Raw genomic sequence first — 15,039 nt, 5'->3', positions numbered from 1 at the left:
CCTCGGGACTCTCCTCGCCTGCGGCACGTCGGCAGCCCCGCGGCTCGAAGATCCACTCGGGCCTCGCCTCGGGACTCTCCTCGCCAGCGGCGCGTCGGCAGCCCCTCGGCTCGAACTGCCACGGGGGGAGGTGTCGGAAGGGGGGCGGAGCCCCCCTCCGAGCTATGAGCGGGCTCGACACGCTTGGCCGGCAGCGGCTCCTCGATCTCCCGAGGCCGATGCGAGAGGAGCTGCGGCGCGCCGTGGAGGCCGCGGAGCGCACGCGCAAGCTCCTCCACCGGGTCAGGGCCGGAGCCCGCCCCACCCCGCACCCGATCGCCCTCACCCCCTTCGTCATCCCTCGACGCCTGGTGCCGAAGCTCAACGACCTGGCACTGGCGGTCCATCGTTTCCAGGCGCGGGCACCCAGCCTCTACCGCGAGGGACGGCTGAATTTCCGCAGCCTGTGCCCCCTGGGCGACACCAGCGAAGCCTGGCTCTTCCGTTACGGCGGCGACGAACGCGACCAGACCCTCATGATCCGTCTCGACGTGGGCCTCACCGGGGACGAGAGGCCGGTGCTCTACGAGACCAACTCGACGGCGCTTGCCGGCCTCTTCAACCACACGGCCGGGGTTCAGATCCTGCGCCGGACGGTCTTGCCTCGACTCTTCTCGCCGCACGAGCTGGGTGGCCTCACGGACCCACCCGACCTCCTGGCCTTGGCCCTCCGCTGGGTCAAGGAGACCGCACGGCACCTCGGGCTTGGCCGGCGACGCCCGCTGGGGGTCGCTTTCGTCGAGCCCTCCGGACCCGGGGGTGGGTACAGCGAACTCCCTCAGATCGCCCGTTACTTCGCCTCACAGGGCATCCAGGCCGCGTGCGGCGATCCCCGGCAGCTCAGACTCACCGACCGAGGCGTGTCTCTCACGGGGACGCGAGTCGATCTCGTCTACCGCGATGTGGCCTTCGAGCACCTGGGGCATCCGCGGCGCTCGGGCCGACAGCTGGCGGGGTTCGTCGAGCTGCTCACGCGGCAGGCCGTGATTCCTGGGTTCGCTGGCGAATTCGACCACAAGGGGATCCTGGAATGCCTCACGTCCGGGGCATACCGCCGCTTCTTCGCCGCCCGAGAGCTCCGCATACTCAGGGAGTGCGTGCCCTGGACCCGAGTCCTCTGGGAGCGGAAGACCGAGGGCCCGACCGGGGAGCGGATCGATCTGGCCCGCTACGTGAGACGAGAGAAGGACCGCCTCCTGATCAAGCCCAACCGCGGGAGCGGAGGCGAAGGGCTCCTTTTGGGACGGGAGGCTTCCGCCGCGCGCTGGGAACGCAGGCTCGAGCGCGCGCTCGAAGAAAAGGGGCGCTGGGTGGTTCAGGAGCGGCTCCCCGCGGCACGGAGACCGATGGCCTACGTGCAGGACGGCGAGATCCACTTCGCCCCATGCTACTTCTCGCTCGGGCTCTTCGCCGTGAAGGGCCAGCTCGGGCTGCACTGCCGGATCAGCCGCTTCGAGATCGTCAACGTCGGGCGGGGCGGAGCCCTGGCCTGCGTCTTCCTGACTCGTTGAGGCCGCAAGATGATTCTTGCCAACGACCCGGCGTTTGCGCTAGATGTAGGGACAACCAACTCCAGGAAAGGAGGGGACCCATGGATCCGGAGCTCATCCTGGAAGTGGTCGATTCAGTCGAAGTGGTCCCGACCTGACACAACTGATCAGGTCCCTCGGTCGAGGACCACTACCCACAGCGCGGCCCCGAGCCAGTCGGCTGGTTCGGGGCCGACGCGTTCCCTCCGGCTAACATGGCGAGCCAGCGCATCTCTGTCGGTGCCTTCTACAACCCGCACCTAGGCCGGATGACGCTCGAGGCCCAGGGCCTCATCGAGCATCTCGCCATGGCCGACCCGCCGGCGCCGGATGATCCCCACTTCCCGGCCATCCGCGAGCGGTTCACCCTCCTGCTGCACGACTTCCTCGGCCAGCTCAGCGAACCTCTCGGCGGAGCGGCGCTGGACCGCGCCCGCGCGCTCCTGTCCCTGTATCGCTCGCCGTGGGCGGCGGAGCACCTCCAGCGCGTCCACACCACCGACGGCACCCGTTTCGTGGACTATGTCTTCCCGCCGCTCTACACCGAGGACCTCCTGCGCGATTACGTCGTGAACGCCCGCGCGCTCCGGGAAGCTCTGGGCGTCCCGCTCGCGATCGAGCCGATCCCGACCTACCTCCACCTCGACCTGCCCCAGATGGGGGAAGCCGAATTCGTCCACCGCTTCTACGCCGAAAGTGGGTGCGGAATGCTCCTCGACGTGGCTCACGCCGTGCTCTCAGCCCACTATGCGGGCGTGCCACCCAGGGAGTTCGTGGCTGCGCTCCCGCTGGAACGCACCGTGGAGCTCCACGTGGCCGGGGTGGAACCCGATGCCGAGCTGGGCGGCCCATGGATCGGCGCTGCCGTGCCGGACAAGGAGCTCCTCGACCTCGCCCTCTTCGTAGCCGACCGGGCACCGGGGCTCAAGGCGGTGACGTTCGACGCGTTCGCCAGCGCCCTGACTGCCGAGACCCTCCTGAGCGGCGTGCGTGCGATCCGGGACGCCTTCGCGCTCCCCGCGTGAAAGAGCCTGCCCCCACTTCGGCCACGCTCGCATCGCCCCCCTCCGAGGCTATATGACCGGGCGGAGCCTCCACGACGCGCTGCTCCGGATTCTCACCGACGGCGAGCTGCGCCGGCGACTGGTCGCTGGAGACCCAACGGTGGCCGACGTGCTCGGGGGCGATGAGGCCGAGCACCTCAGCCGCGCTGACCCGGAGCGCTTCAGGCGGCTGGCACGGTTCATGGCCCGCCACTTCTATCGCGAGCGGATCGTGCGGCTGTTCCGCTACAGCCGTGCCCTGTCCCTGGCTACGGGGCGCGATCCCCTCGTCATTCTCGAATCTCCCGCGTTCGGCGTGCTGCTCGACTCCGCTGTCCTGGGCTCTCCAACCACCGCCGACGCGGTGGCCCGGCTGGTCGAAGCCCGCCTCACGACTGACCTGGCCGAGCGGCCCTACGGCGCCGCCCTGGTGAGCTATGAGGGGGCGCTGTTCAGGGTCGAGGCCGGGCCGCGCCGCTGGCACGCCGATGGAGCCGCTCGCGACGGCGCGCCCGTGCGCTCGCGCCACGCCCGGATCATCGAGCTTGACTGGAATCTGACCCCGCTGATCACGGCGCTCAGGTCAGGCGTCCCCTCGCCGCCCGACCCCCCTCGCGAGCCGACCCGGCTCCTCTTGGCCCTGTCGCCTGCCGGGCGCGTCACCTCTGTCCGGTGCCCCGAGGCCGTCTCACGCTTGCTCGATCAACTGGACGGTCGGACGCCGCTGGCCGGGATTGCCTCGGCTGCTGGCCTGGGCGAGGCCGAGGCGAGGACTGTCCTGGAAAACCTCACCGAGATCGGCGCCGTCGAGTGGCGACCGCTGAGATAGTCTTCTCGTACGTCACCGACGACTTGAGGCGATCCTCGGGGATGGCGTAGTAGGCCCTGAGCACGGCCTCGGAGTCGGACGAGAGCCGGTAGCCGGCTTTTTCCAGAGCAGCCCGGGCCTTGTAGTTTCCCGCATAGGTCCCCACGATGATCCGCCGCACGCCCCGCACCTCGCCCTCGAGGTGGTCACGGAGCCGCGAGCCGACCCCGCGGCGCTGATGGTCCGGGAGGACGTAGGCGTGGCGGAGCAGCGCGGTGTCGCGGACGTACTCGAGCCCCATCACCCCGACCAGGGCTCCCTCGGCGAAGGCGCCGTACCAGGTCATCCGCCTGGCCTCGCCCTCCCACTGGCCAGGCGTCATCTCGGGGTCGTGATATTCCCCTGCCGGGAGGAACTCCCGGTACCACCTGGCGGCCGTATTGATCACGGCCAGGGCTTCGTCGCGGTCTTCGAGCATCAGCGGGCGGATCGTGAGGCGCGTCATCCCCGCGATTGTAGCGCACGCTCAAGCTTTGCCCCAGCGCGATGCCTGGGCAATAATAAGGGGTCCCGGCGCGGAGGATCAGATGGGTACCTGGGCGACGTTTCCCGACAAGGAGCCATCCCGAGAGGCGCGGGCGCTCGCCGAGCAGGTCGAGCGCGACCGAGGCCAGGTCCTCGCCCTCTACCAGGATCCGGTCGGCGAGCACTGGCAGATCTTCTGCCTGCTTCCGATGGAGCGCGTGGAGGCCACGCCCTACCAGCGCGACCTCTCGCCGACTCACGTCAAGCGCCTCCAGGAGGTCGTCAAGAAGCTGGACCGTTTCGTGGACCCGATCGTCGCCATGTCCCCCAAGCCCGGCCTCTACTGGACCCCCAACGGCAACCACCGGCGCGCCGTGCTCGAGAAGCTCAGGGGGAAGCTGATCCCCGCGATCCTGGTCCCCGAGCCCGAGGTCGCCTACCAGATCCTCGCCCTGAACACCGAGAAGGCCCACAACCTGAAGGAGAAGTCGCTCGAGGTGATCCGCATGTACAAGGGGCTCGCCAGGGAGACCCCGCGCGCCTCCGAGGACGACTACGCCTTCCAGTTCGAGTCGCCCCACTTCATCACGCTCGGTCTCCTCTACGAGAAGAACCGGCGCTTCGCGGGCGGGGCCTTCGCCCCGATCCTCCGCCGCGTGGACAAGTTCTTGAAGGCCACGCTCCCCAAGGCGCTGGAGGAGCGCCAGGAGCGCGCGGACCTCGTTCGCGAGGCGGACGAGGTGCTCTCCGACGTCGTCGCCAGGATCAAGAAGCGGGGGATCAACCACCCCTACGTGAAGAACTTCGTCCTGGCCCGGACGACGCCCCTGACGCGCGCGCGGAAGACCCTCCCCTCGTTCGACGTCACCTTCAAGAAGCTCACCGAAAACCTGGAGGCGTTCGACGTAGCCAGGATCCGCTACGAGGACATCGCCCGCTCCGCCCTGATGGCGGCGCCCCCCGCTGGCTGACGCCGCATCCACGCCATGACCACCGACAGGCCCGTCTACGCCTGGATCGTCCTCGCCTCCGCCTTCGTCATCATCTCCGCGGGTATCGGCGCCCTGTTCTCCCTCGGCGTCTTCCTGAAGCCGATCGAGGACGCCACCGGCTGGAGCCGGGCCAGCATCTCCGGCATCGCCTTCTTCAACTGGGTCGTCATGGGCGTGGGGTCGCTCTTCTGGGGAAACCTCTCCGACCGGATCGGCACGCGGCTCGTGGCGCTCATGGGCGGCGTCCTCCTCGGGCTCGGCCTCGTGCTCTCGAGCCGGGTCACGCTGCCCTGGCAGTTCTATCTGAGCTTCGGCCTGCTCGTCGGGCTCGGCGTGAGCGCCTTCTACGTCCCCCTCACCTCCACGGTCACCACGTGGTTCGCGGCCAACCGCGGCCTCGCCGCCGGCATCGTCTCGGCCGGGAACGGCTTCGGCCTCCTCGTGATCTCGCCGCTCTCGCGCTGGCTCATCTCGACCTTCGACTGGCGCGCCGCCATGCTCATCCTGGGCAACCTCACGTGGCTCGTCGTGATCCCGGCCGCGCTGTTCATCCGCAACAGCCCTGGCGAGAGGACGCGCACCCTCGAGGCGACTCCAGCGGCAGCGACTCCCGACGGAAGCGGGTTCACCGCCGGCGCCGCGCTCAGCTCGTTCCCGCTCTGGGTCATCGCCCTCACGCACTTCGCCTGCTGCGCGGCCCACTCGGGGCCCATCTTCCACATGGTGAGCCACGCCATGGATCAGGGGATCCCTAACATGGCGGCGGCCGGCGTCCTCGGCGCCTCCGGGCTCTCGTCGATCCCGGGACGGATCGGCTTCGGCGTGCTCGCCGACCGCATCGGCGCCAAGCCCGTCCTCGTCACCGGGCTCGCCGCCCAGGCTGTCATGATTTTTGCGTACCTGCTCGCCGACGACCTCGCGACCTTCTATGTCCTCGCGCTGCTCTTCGGCGTGACCTACGGCGGCGTGATGCCGCTCTACGCTGTCGTCACGCGCGAGTACTTCGGCCAGAAGGTCATGGGGACCGCGTACGGCGCAGTGTTCTTCATCTCGTCGGTCGGGATGGGGGTGGGCTCGTTCGCGGGCGGCTGGTTCCACGACAACCTCGGGAGTTACGCCTGGCTCTATCTCAGCTCCTTCGCGATCGGGGGGATGGCGTCCCTCCTCGCGGCGACCCTTCGCCCGCCGCGCGCGATCACTAGCCTCACTTCTTCCACATGAAGTGGGCGGACTCGATCAGGGAACGTTTCGGGATTGCAGTCCGCTCCTTTATTGAATGGGCGGACTCGATCAGAACGCGCGTGGGAGTTGCTGCTCGCGCCCTTATTGAATCGTGTGAACCGCGGTTGCCCACAGCCCATTTAGTGATGGGACTCTTAACCCTGGTGGTTGCAGTGGTGGCTCTCTACTTTGCCTGCTCCGCCTACGACATTGCACTTCAACAGGTCAAAGACCTCGGGTCCTGGCTCGCAGTTACAGCAACCGAGTTCGACTACGTGCTCCCGAACGACGAGGATAAATCGTGCGGCGGCCGGAGGTTTAAGGCGCGACCAGATACTGAAGGATGCTTTTTCATTGAGTTGGCTAACCGGCTTCCCGCGCCTGCCCTAATCACCAGCATCGATTACAGAGTTCCCCCTCAGGACTGGTTGTCAGATTGGAGGCTCAAAGAAGGCATACCGGAACCGAGACGGGGCCTCTTGCTGTCACGACTTCAGAAGGCGGAGGCGATCTTGTTTGCAAGCGTCGCGGCAGACCCGTCAGATCATTACTGCCGCGCAAACCAAAAGCTACAGTTGGTTGTGAAGATCGGGTGGCAAGACGCGGAGAAGCGTCACTATGAAATGGTAAAGGAGTTCGAAGCCTACTGCCTCAAAAGCAAGGACGGCCGAATCGTATTCCGATGGACGTCGCCGATTCGTCGTTAATGCTCCAGTCATGGTTACCCTTGCTCGCGAGAGACCTCTGTGCTCATGGGATGGCAAGCGCCCGTGTATCCGTGTTGAGACATTGACAATCAATAAGCTGGCTACTATGGTGAAAGCGCTATGAGAAGCTACGAGTTCACCGTGGTGATTGAGCGTGATGAGGATGGACGCTACGTGGCGATCTGCCCCGCCCTTCAGGGCTGCTACACCGAAGGGGAAAGCGAGGCCGAGGCCATGGAGCTGATCCGGGACGCGATCCGCCTCCACATTGAAGCGAGGCTGGAGCGCGGTGAACCGGTATCCGAGGAAGTTAAGACCTCCACTGTCCGCGTGGAGGTATGACCCCTCGGCTCCCACAGCTTTCCGCTCACGAAGTCATCCGCCTTCTCGAGCGCAACGGATTCCTCCTCGAACGCCAGGGTGGGAGCCATGCCATTTATCGCCACCCGGACGGCCGACGCGCGACGGTGCCGGTCCATGGCAAACGCGATCTCGGCCGTGGGCTCCTTCGTCGCATCCTTAAGGACGCAGGCCTGAGTCCCGAGGACATCTAAAGCCCGACGGATTACTCCGACACGCTCCTAGCACACGTATCCGGCGTTTCGTCGCTGCGACGGGCGAGCGATTGACAGTCTCCGGCCGCCCTCCTACACTACGGTCGCCATGGCGTCGGGCGCCCGCGTTCTCGGCCTCGAGTGCCTCCGCTGCCGGGCATTGTTCGACGGCCCGCGCCTGTTTTCCGGCTGCCCGCGCTGCTGCGAGCAGGGCATCCCCGTCAACCTGACCGTCAAGCTCGACCTCAGCCCTCTCGCCGGGCTGACGGCTGACAGGTTTCCCCTCGCTCCCCCGACTCTGTGGCGCTACAGGGAGCTTCTCCCCGTCAGCGGCGAGCGCCTCGTCTCCCTCGGCGAGGGCGGGACACCCCTGATCCACCTCCAGCGGCTCGGCCGACGCCTCGGTCTCTCGCGCCTGTACGCCAAGGACGAGAGCCAGAACCCCACGTGGTCCTACAAGGACCGCCTCTGCACTGTCGCGATCACCCACGCGCTGGAATCAGGCGCGCAGGCTGTCACGATCGCCTCCACGGGCAACCACGGCGCCGCCACCGCCGCATACGCGGCGCGCGCCGGCCTTCCCTGCGTGATCTTCACCCTCGCGTCGGTCCCTGACACGATGAAGACTCTGATGCAGGCCTACGGCGCTGCGGTCGTCGCGTGTGCCACACCGGAGGCGCGCTGGCGGCTCATGCGGGAAGGGGTCGAGCGCCTCGGCTGGTATCCCGCCGGCGGCTACGTCATTCCCCCGGTCGGGTCGAACCCGTACGGGATCGAGGGCTACAAGACCCTGGCCTACGAAGTCGCGGAGGCCCTCGACTGGAGCGCGCCGGATGTGCTCGTGGTCCCGAGCGCTTACAGCGACGGCCTCTTCGGAATCTGGAAGGGGATGACCGAGCTCCACGCTCTGGGCCTCGTCAAAGAGCTGCCGCGCATGGTCGCAGCCGAGCCCTTCGGCCCTCTGGCGAACGCGCTCCGTAAAGGTCTCGACACTCCCGAAGCTGTCGAAGGAGGGAGCTCGGTGGCCTTTTCCATCGCCTCGCGCTACGGGACGTACCAGGGGCTCACGGCTCTGAGAGAGTCCCACGGCACAGCCGTTGAGGTATCGGACCCGGCGATCATCGAAGCCCAGCGCGCCCTCGCGCGCGAGGAAGGCCTGTTTGTCGAGCCGTCGGCGGCCGCGGGGCTGAGCGCGGTGATGCGGCTCAAGGAGGAGCGCGCCATCGAGCCCGACCAGGTCATCGTCATCGTCCTGACCTCGGGCGGGCTGAAGGACCCGGGGGCGAGCCGCAGTTGGCTCCCGGCCGTCCCGCTCGCCGGTGACAGCTTCGATGACCTTCTCCGGACGCTCCGGGAGAGCTATGGGCTCGTCCTGGACCACTAAGCTCGGTGTCGCGCTCAAAGGATCCGAGGCTCCGCGCCAGGTGACCCGATGGGCGCGGGAGGCCGAGCGCGCCGGGCTCGGAAGCCTCTGGTTCGTCGAGGACTACTTCGAGCCCGGCGCCTTCTCGCTCGCGGCAGCCGCAGCGGCGGTCACCGAGTCTCCGGCCATCGGCCTCGGCGTCGTGAATCCCTTCACGCGTCATCCGGCGCTCCTCGCCATGGAGACCGCTGCGCTCTCGGGCGTGGCATCCGGGCGCGTGCTCCTGGGCCTCGGGAGCAGCAACCGCGTCTGGATCGAGGAGCAGATGGGGATCCCGTTCACGACGCCGCTCCAGGCCTTGAGGGAATGCGTCGAGATCATCCGTCGCCTCTGGAGCGGCGAGCGGCTCAGCTACCAGGGCCGCTGCTTCACGCTCAGGGACGTCGCCCTCGATTTCAAACCTGCCCAGCCAGAGCTGCCGATTCTCCTCGGCGCCAAGGCGCCCAAGGCCCTCACCCTGGCCGGGGAAGTTGCCGACGGAGTCCACTGCTCGATCCTGGCTTCGCCGGAGCATGTGAGGCGAGTCTGCGCGATCACGGCCGAAGCCAGGCGGTCAGCGGGGCGCGCGGGCGACTTCGCCGTGATCGCCTACCTGCCGATGGCGGTCGCCCAGGACGGCGAGCGGGCGCGGGCGCACATGAAGCCGCTCCTGGCGCGCTACCTCGGGCTCCTCCACGGCCAGTCCATTCTGAAGGACGCGGGCCTGTCCGACGCCCGGACGCTCCCGTTCAAGGAAGCTCTGCTCCGCGGGGAATCTCCAACTCACCTGGTCAGCGACGACCTCCTCGAGACCTTTGCCGTAGCCGGAACTCCAGACGAATGCCGGCGGGCGCTCAGCCGCTGGGCCGAGGCCGGCCTGGACGCGCCTGTGGCGGTTCCCGCGCCCGGCCTCGACCCCGTCGAGCAGCTCCAGTTCCTGGGGTCTGAGCTGGCGCCGTTCTGGAGGGAGATGGTATGCCGCTGAGATTCGGCGTCCACATCCCCACTTGCATCGAAGGGATGATGTACCCGATCCCCTTCGCGCAGGCCTCGGACATCCTCCCCACGGCCCTCCTCGCCGAGCAGCTCGGCTTCGACTCGGTCTGGGGCAACGACCACATGACGACCCAGCGCTACGTCCAGCGGGAGTTCCCGACGCCGCCCAACTACTACGAGCCGCTGGTCACGTTCACGTACGTGGCCGCGCGCACGACGCGGGTCAAGGTCTGCACGTGCATCCTGGTGCTCCCCATGCGCCACGTCGCTGTCGCCGCGAAGCAGGTGGCGACGCTCGATCAGCTCTCGGGCGGCAGGGTGATCCTGGGAGTCGGGACCGGAGCCTACCGGGAGGAGTACGAGGCCCTCTTCCCCGACGCGCGCAACGTCCACCGCGGCACGATCGTCGAGGAGGGGATGAAGGCGCTCCGCCTCCTCTTCACCGACCGGCGCGTCACCTTCACAGGCCGCTACGTCAGGATCGAAGGGGTCGAGTGCTTCCCCAAGCCCGTTCAGAACCCGCTCCCGATCTACGCCGGCGGGAACCACCCTGAGGTCCGCCGCCGGGCCGGGGAGCTAGGGGATGGCTGGCTTCCGGCGGTGCTCTCGCCCGAAGAGATCAGGAAGGGCGTCGAGGACGTCGGGCGGCACGCCGAGAAGGCGGGACGGGACCCGTCGAAGATCGACATCGCGCCCCAGTTCGCCGTGTCAATCGCCAGGACTCACGAGGAGGCGCTCAGACGTTTTCGGGCCTCCCAGCTCTACAAGCACATGGAGTCGTTGAAGGCCTCGACGCTCAGGGAGCAGACCGGCGGCTACGAGCAGCGCAACCTGATCGGGAGCCCGGAGGGGATCAGCGAGCGGATCCGCGAATACCAAAAAGCCGGGGTCACCACCTTCGCGGGACTCCTCTTCGTCGCCCAGAGCGTGGCCGAGATGCAGGAGGCGATCGAGCTGTTCGGCCGCGAGGTCCTGCCCAACTTCAAATAGCCTAGCAGGGTGAGGGTCTGATGGAACTCCACCACCGAGACCGGTTGATGCGCGTGATGGAGAGCGAGGGCCTGGACGCGCTCGTCGCCACCACGCCCGAAAACCTGTTCTACGTCACAGGGTTCAGGAGCATCTCCCACGCGATTTTCAGGGGAGCCGAGCTCTACGGCATCTTCACCCGCCAGGGTACGGCGCTCGTAGTCCCGTTCATCGACACCGCCGGCGTGGCAGCCGACGAGATCGCCTGCGACCGCGTCGCCTGCTACGGGAAGTTCTTCTTCGAGTACGCCCCCGAGCCGGGCGCTGCGGGGAGGAAGATTCAAGAGTGGACCCGAGCGCCCGCGGCCAGTGCTGCCGACGCCCTGGCGACGGTCCTGGACGAGCTGGGGGTCCACGGCAAGCGCATCGGCCTCGACGAGGGAAATCTCTTCCCCCAGACCTGGAGCCGGATCGAGAAGCAGCTCGCCGGGACAACGCTCGTTCCCGCCTACCAGCTCTTCAGAACCGCACGGATGGTCAAGAGCCCACACGAGGTGGCCTGCCTGGAGCGCGCGGCCCAGATCGCAGAGGACGGGGTGGCGGCGGTCCTCGCCATGCTCAAGCCGGGAGTGACAGAGCGGGAAGCCGTGCTCGTCTACGAGCAGGAGGTGCTGAGACGCGGGGCCTCCCCATACTTCACGGTCATTACGATCGGCGAGAGGGCAGCCCTCGCCGACGTCTATCCCGCCGAGCGCGCGCTCAAGCCGGGAGATCTCGTCCGCTTCGACCTGGGCTGCATTTATCGGAGCTACCGCTCCGACATCGCCCGGACCGCCGTCTGGGGAGCCCCGACCGAGAAGCAGGCCCGCTACTATGCAGCAGCCCTCGCCGGCGAGAAGGCCGCCATCGAGGCGATGAAGCCCGGCACTCCAGTCGGGCGGATCTTCGACGTGGCGGTGCAGGTCACGCGCGAGAGCGGAATCCCCCACTACCAGCGCCACCACGTCGGGCACGGCATCGGGCTGGAGCCCTACGACCCACCCACGATCACGCCGGGCAACCAGACCGTGCTCGAGCCCGGGATGGTCTTCTGCGTCGAGACGCCCTACTACGAGCACGGCTGGGGCGGCATCCAGGTTGAGGACGCCGTCGAGGTGACAGCCGAGGGGGCCCGGCTTCTGACCCGGGGCTCCCGTGAGCTAACCATTCTCGGCTGAGGCTACCTCCATGATGCGAGGAGGGTATCAGGTCTGGAGCCTCCTCACGGCCCCGCCCAGGGAGGTCGTCCGGGCCAGGTCCAGGGAAATGGTGTGCGTCACACTCGGGAAATGAGTTCGAAATAGCGCTCGCGACGCATGTTGGCGGTCCGCATGAGGTTGCGGACGATGGAGACGGGGACCTCGCGGTAGGTGGGAATCACATGGGACGCGCGACGCCAGGCTTCACATAGGACCGATGACTTCCTTCCTGGCGGTCAAATCGCCAGCCATCCATAAGGAAAATCTTCTCGAAAGTGGTCCAGTGCACGGGGGTAACTCTCGGCACTGGACGCGAATCCTACGCATGAACTGACTGAGTGACAGTTTCAGAGAGCAGAAGCGCTGGCGCCCGCCACCGGTCGCCTTCCCGGACATATCCACTCTCCTCGAGGACCTCCGCGAGGGTCCCGTGGGTCGCAGCAGTCTTTAGAAATAGCTCAACGGCTTCATTGAGATTTTTTCTGGCTTCTTCCGGGCTATCGCCGCAGCTCATGACGTCCAGGGGCACTGCCCTCGCGACGTACGTCGCGCCTTCTTTCCAGACCTGAACCGTATGCTTGATCCTGACTATCATGACGTTCTTCTCCCTGCCCGATGGCCCATTATCGCACAGATGTCTGTCGAAAGACGCCGGGGAGCTGTGTCTGATCCTGGGGCGAGCCCACGGGCGGCCACTTCACATTGTCTGCGCCCCGGTGACAGCCGAGCGAAAACTCGTGATCATCTGAAGGCTGCCAGACCGGAGAAGTTGACACAGCCAGGGTCCGGGCGAGATCAAGTTCGGATGCGATCGTCTCCTCGGTCCCTGTCGAGGCTGAGGGCTGCCAGCAGTGCGGCGAGTCCTCCTGCTAGAAGGGGACCTCTTTGTCTGACGTTTCCCCCTCAGGAGCGCTGTCGGCGCTCTCGGCGGGGCCCGGTCTCCGGCTGAGGAACTGCACTCGGTCGGCGACGACCTCGATCGTCGTCCGCCGGCCGCCGTCCTTTGCCTCCCAGGAGCGGAAGTGGAGCCGGCCCTCGACGTGGACGAGGGAGCCCTTGGCGAGGTACTCGGCCACGACCCCGGCCTGCTTCCCCCAGACAACGACGGTGATGAACAGGGTCTCCTCTTTCGTCTGGCCCTCGCCGTTGGTGTATCGCCGGTTGACGGCAAGGCCGAGGTCGGTGACCGCCGTGCCCGAGGAGGTGTGGCGGAGTTCGGGGTCGTGCGTGAGGTTGCCCATCAGGAACACGCGGTTGAGCGATGCCATCTGAGGGCTCCTTCCGGTTCGATCATCATCATCGACTCGCTCGGCAAAAGCCTGTGACCTTCGACCTGCGCCGATTGTGTGTGAGGGACACCTGGGAGAGAAGAGTAGGGCGAAGCGACAGCGGGCGCAATGCCCATAAACTGATACAGGGGTACGAGTCACGGGAGCTTCCTCACATCGTCTGCGCCCCGGTGACAGCCGAGCAAAAACTCGTTATCCTCACGCTGTAGCAGCCGGACTTTGCTCGGGGGAACCGCGAGCCATATTGACATATGGTATTCTAGCTGGTATTCTCCAGCCATGGAACAGGCCAAGAAGATCACGATTCAGGTGCCTGAAAATCTCTTGCGGAAGGCTCAAAAGGCGACAGGGTTGGGGATTACCCCCACAGTGAGGCAGGGCCTTGAGTTGCTCGCTGCCAGTGAGAGCTACGAGAAGCTTCGAGGGCTCAGAGGAAAGGTTAAATTCTCGATTGATCTAAAGGTCCTCAGGGAAGACCGCGAGTGATTGCCCTCGATAGCAGTTCTTTGATTGCTTACTTATCAGGCTCAAAAGGGGGCGATGTAGACGCGGTGGAATTTGCCCTGAGGCAGAAGCAAGCTGTTCTTCCTCCTGTCGTTTTGTCAGAGCTTCTTAGCGACCCCAAACTCTCCCCCGCCACGGCTGAAGCATTTAAGGGGTTGCCTCGGCTCCCACTTCTAGACGGTTACTGGGAAAGGGGGGGCTACCTTCGGTCCCAGATTATCCGGCGCGGGCGAAAGGTGCCTCTCGCCGACGCCCTTATTGCTCAGAGTTGCATGGACCATGATGTCCCTTTGCTTACCCGCGATGCGGACTTCCGGAACTTCGGGCATGCGGGCCTCAAGCTATTGCCATTCTAGATCCCGCATTTCGCCCGTGTTCGTAAACACCTTCTGGCCTACCCCCAAGTCGTTCCCTTTCGTGTCCGGCTTCCCAGCGGTGGAGCGAAGCCAGGAGGAAGCCGAGCACGCCGCCGAGCAGGATACGCACGCTGTCTTTCATCGGCTGATCTCCGCTAGACCTTGAGCCCCAGGATCCGCTGGCGGTTCTTGAGGTAGATCTTCTCCAGCACCTCGGGCTTGTAGCCCTCCATCTCGAACTCCCTGAACGGTGGATATCCAGAACACCCTGCGTCCCCTCGACGCGGCGAGACAGTTCTGCGCCAAGCCCGTTCCGCCGAGACCTCCCGCCTGGACGCTGAGTAAGCGTAAAGTTCGAATAGGAGTCGGCGAGGGCGCCCGCGGTCGTGCGCTGCGCGGTCGCCCGCTGTCGCCTCAGCGTCGTGGACCCTCCGAGCAAGACCGTCCGTAGCCGGGAGCGAACACCGATAAGGCCTGTTATGCTGCGTACACTGTCAACAGCCTGCTGGTGTCCTATACTTCCGCCCCGAGTCGCTCGATGCGCCCGAGGATCTGGTGTAGCGTGGCCTCCGGTCGGGCCCCCCGCGCCCGGCCGACCGAGAATGCCGTTATGATGGTATGAAAGCGCTGCGCCTCCGCGCGCAGGAGAGAGTGTCCGGCCCGTGCACGGATGAATCCGTTGAAGGAGATCGCTGACCCCGCCCCAAGAGTGCGATAATAGCCGCGCGCAGACGTCCCGGAGGCTCTTACAGTCGGAGTAGAGATGACGATTACTCGTAACCCCCTCCACAGATCCGGACGAGCGGCATTACCGCATCCGGCTCTTGCCTCAGGTGACAACGCCAAGTCGCCGAAGGGGATAGGGGT

18 protein-coding genes are annotated in these 15,039 nt (G+C 66.3%); 14 read left to right on the top strand and 4 right to left on the bottom strand.

The window, feature by feature from the left end; genetic code table 11:
- The first annotated feature begins 164 nt into the window (after positions 1-164).
- From HY726_18720 to HY726_18710, 3 genes are all read left to right on the top strand, one after another.
- Complete coding sequence (locus HY726_18720; GenBank protein ID MBI4611030.1) at positions 165-1,550, top strand: hypothetical protein; 1,386 nt, start codon at positions 165-167, stop codon at positions 1,548-1,550.
- Positions 1,551-1,783: 233 nt separating this feature from the next.
- On the top strand, positions 1,784-2,593 hold the full coding sequence (locus tag HY726_18715) for a DUF692 family protein (GenBank protein ID MBI4611029.1): 810 nt from the start codon (positions 1,784-1,786) through the stop codon (positions 2,591-2,593).
- Positions 2,594-2,645: 52 nt separating this feature from the next.
- Positions 2,646-3,440: a hypothetical protein gene (locus HY726_18710; protein MBI4611028.1), complete on the top strand. Its 795-nt coding sequence runs from the start codon at positions 2,646-2,648 to the stop codon at positions 3,438-3,440.
- Here HY726_18710 and HY726_18705 read toward each other — a convergent pair.
- Positions 3,400-3,924 (bottom strand): GNAT family N-acetyltransferase, encoded by a 525-nt coding sequence (locus tag HY726_18705; protein ID MBI4611027.1) that lies wholly within the window; start codon positions 3,922-3,924, stop codon positions 3,400-3,402. The genes HY726_18710 and HY726_18705 overlap by 41 nt on opposite strands.
- Positions 3,925-4,006: 82 nt before the next feature.
- Between HY726_18705 and HY726_18700 the strand changes: the two genes are divergently transcribed.
- The 9 genes from HY726_18700 to HY726_18660 all read left to right on the top strand — a co-directional run bounded on the left by HY726_18700 (position 4,007) and on the right by HY726_18660 (position 12,002).
- The gene (locus tag HY726_18700; protein ID MBI4611026.1) at positions 4,007-4,915 is read left to right on the top strand and encodes a chromosome partitioning protein ParB; all 909 of its coding nucleotides are present in this window, start codon (positions 4,007-4,009) and stop codon (positions 4,913-4,915) included.
- Between the two features lie 15 nt (positions 4,916-4,930).
- On the top strand, positions 4,931-6,157 hold the full coding sequence (locus HY726_18695; protein MBI4611025.1) for an MFS transporter: 1,227 nt from the start codon (positions 4,931-4,933) through the stop codon (positions 6,155-6,157).
- Positions 6,154-6,864, top strand: a complete 711-nt coding sequence (locus HY726_18690) for a hypothetical protein (protein MBI4611024.1) — start codon at positions 6,154-6,156, stop codon at positions 6,862-6,864. The genes HY726_18695 and HY726_18690 overlap by 4 nt, the downstream gene beginning before the upstream one ends.
- Before the next feature lie 120 nt (positions 6,865-6,984).
- Positions 6,985-7,206: a type II toxin-antitoxin system HicB family antitoxin gene (locus HY726_18685; protein MBI4611023.1), complete on the top strand. Its 222-nt coding sequence runs from the start codon at positions 6,985-6,987 to the stop codon at positions 7,204-7,206.
- A complete protein-coding gene (locus HY726_18680) occupies positions 7,203-7,418 on the top strand; it encodes a type II toxin-antitoxin system HicA family toxin (protein ID MBI4611022.1) in 216 nt (71 codons plus the stop codon). Before HY726_18685 ends, HY726_18680 begins: the two co-directional genes overlap by 4 nt.
- 109 nt (positions 7,419-7,527) lie before the next feature.
- Positions 7,528-8,802: a threonine synthase gene (locus tag HY726_18675; protein ID MBI4611021.1), complete on the top strand. Its 1,275-nt coding sequence runs from the start codon at positions 7,528-7,530 to the stop codon at positions 8,800-8,802.
- 40 nt (positions 8,803-8,842) lie between these two features.
- Positions 8,843-9,805, top strand: a complete 963-nt coding sequence (locus tag HY726_18670; protein ID MBI4611020.1) for an LLM class flavin-dependent oxidoreductase — start codon at positions 8,843-8,845, stop codon at positions 9,803-9,805.
- Complete coding sequence (locus HY726_18665; protein MBI4611019.1) at positions 9,796-10,806, top strand: LLM class flavin-dependent oxidoreductase; 1,011 nt, start codon at positions 9,796-9,798, stop codon at positions 10,804-10,806. Before HY726_18670 ends, HY726_18665 begins: the two co-directional genes overlap by 10 nt.
- Positions 10,807-10,826: 20 nt before the next feature.
- Positions 10,827-12,002 (top strand): aminopeptidase P family protein, encoded by a 1,176-nt coding sequence (locus HY726_18660; GenBank protein MBI4611018.1) that lies wholly within the window; start codon positions 10,827-10,829, stop codon positions 12,000-12,002.
- 199 nt (positions 12,003-12,201) lie between these two features.
- On the opposite strand, the gene HY726_18655 is transcribed toward HY726_18660, so the two are convergent.
- The 3 genes from HY726_18655 to ssb all read right to left on the bottom strand — a co-directional run bounded on the left by HY726_18655 (position 12,202) and on the right by ssb (position 13,291).
- Complete coding sequence (locus HY726_18655) at positions 12,202-12,330, bottom strand: type II toxin-antitoxin system HicA family toxin (protein MBI4611017.1); 129 nt, start codon at positions 12,328-12,330, stop codon at positions 12,202-12,204.
- A gap of 12 nt (positions 12,331-12,342) precedes the next feature.
- Positions 12,343-12,618: a hypothetical protein gene (locus HY726_18650; GenBank protein MBI4611016.1), complete on the bottom strand. Its 276-nt coding sequence runs from the start codon at positions 12,616-12,618 to the stop codon at positions 12,343-12,345.
- A gap of 274 nt (positions 12,619-12,892) precedes the next feature.
- A complete protein-coding gene (ssb, locus tag HY726_18645) occupies positions 12,893-13,291 on the bottom strand; it encodes a single-stranded DNA-binding protein (GenBank protein MBI4611015.1) in 399 nt (132 codons plus the stop codon).
- 300 nt (positions 13,292-13,591) lie between these two features.
- Between ssb and HY726_18640 the strand changes: the two genes are divergently transcribed.
- Together HY726_18640 and HY726_18635 are read left to right on the top strand one after the other, a co-directional pair.
- Positions 13,592-13,798 (top strand): hypothetical protein, encoded by a 207-nt coding sequence (locus HY726_18640; protein ID MBI4611014.1) that lies wholly within the window; start codon positions 13,592-13,594, stop codon positions 13,796-13,798.
- Positions 13,795-14,172 (top strand): PIN domain-containing protein, encoded by a 378-nt coding sequence (locus HY726_18635; protein ID MBI4611013.1) that lies wholly within the window; start codon positions 13,795-13,797, stop codon positions 14,170-14,172. Before HY726_18640 ends, HY726_18635 begins: the two co-directional genes overlap by 4 nt.
- Positions 14,173-15,039 lie beyond the last annotated feature (867 nt).

It is taken from the genome of Candidatus Rokuibacteriota bacterium (assembly GCA_016209385.1).
In the GTDB taxonomy this organism is placed as follows: Bacteria; Methylomirabilota; Methylomirabilia; order Rokubacteriales; family CSP1-6; genus JACQWB01.
The sequence above is the reverse complement of the archived record's forward strand: the minus strand, read 5'-3'. Positions and strand labels throughout refer to the sequence as shown.

Excerpts from the sequence above, each read along its gene's own strand:
- HY726_18720 (MBI4611030.1), top strand. The coding sequence starts at position 165 with ATGAGCGGGCTCGACACGCTTGGCCGGCAGCGGCTCCTCGATCTCCCG.
- HY726_18715 (MBI4611029.1), top strand. The coding sequence starts at position 1,784 with ATGGCGAGCCAGCGCATCTCTGTCGGTGCCTTCTACAACCCGCACCTA.
- HY726_18710 (MBI4611028.1), top strand. The coding sequence starts at position 2,646 with ATGACCGGGCGGAGCCTCCACGACGCGCTGCTCCGGATTCTCACCGAC.
- HY726_18705 (MBI4611027.1), bottom strand. The coding sequence starts at position 3,924 with ATGACGCGCCTCACGATCCGCCCGCTGATGCTCGAAGACCGCGACGAA.
- HY726_18700 (MBI4611026.1), top strand. The coding sequence starts at position 4,007 with ATGGGTACCTGGGCGACGTTTCCCGACAAGGAGCCATCCCGAGAGGCG.
- HY726_18695 (MBI4611025.1), top strand. The coding sequence starts at position 4,931 with ATGACCACCGACAGGCCCGTCTACGCCTGGATCGTCCTCGCCTCCGCC.
- HY726_18690 (MBI4611024.1), top strand. The coding sequence starts at position 6,154 with ATGAAGTGGGCGGACTCGATCAGGGAACGTTTCGGGATTGCAGTCCGC.
- HY726_18685 (MBI4611023.1), top strand. The coding sequence starts at position 6,985 with ATGAGAAGCTACGAGTTCACCGTGGTGATTGAGCGTGATGAGGATGGA.
- HY726_18680 (MBI4611022.1), top strand. The coding sequence starts at position 7,203 with ATGACCCCTCGGCTCCCACAGCTTTCCGCTCACGAAGTCATCCGCCTT.
- HY726_18675 (MBI4611021.1), top strand. The coding sequence starts at position 7,528 with ATGGCGTCGGGCGCCCGCGTTCTCGGCCTCGAGTGCCTCCGCTGCCGG.
- HY726_18665 (MBI4611019.1), top strand. The coding sequence starts at position 9,796 with ATGCCGCTGAGATTCGGCGTCCACATCCCCACTTGCATCGAAGGGATG.
- HY726_18660 (MBI4611018.1), top strand. The coding sequence starts at position 10,827 with ATGGAACTCCACCACCGAGACCGGTTGATGCGCGTGATGGAGAGCGAG.
- HY726_18650 (MBI4611016.1), bottom strand. The coding sequence starts at position 12,618 with ATGATAGTCAGGATCAAGCATACGGTTCAGGTCTGGAAAGAAGGCGCG.
- ssb (MBI4611015.1), bottom strand. The coding sequence starts at position 13,291 with ATGGCATCGCTCAACCGCGTGTTCCTGATGGGCAACCTCACGCACGAC.
- HY726_18640 (MBI4611014.1), top strand. The coding sequence starts at position 13,592 with ATGGAACAGGCCAAGAAGATCACGATTCAGGTGCCTGAAAATCTCTTG.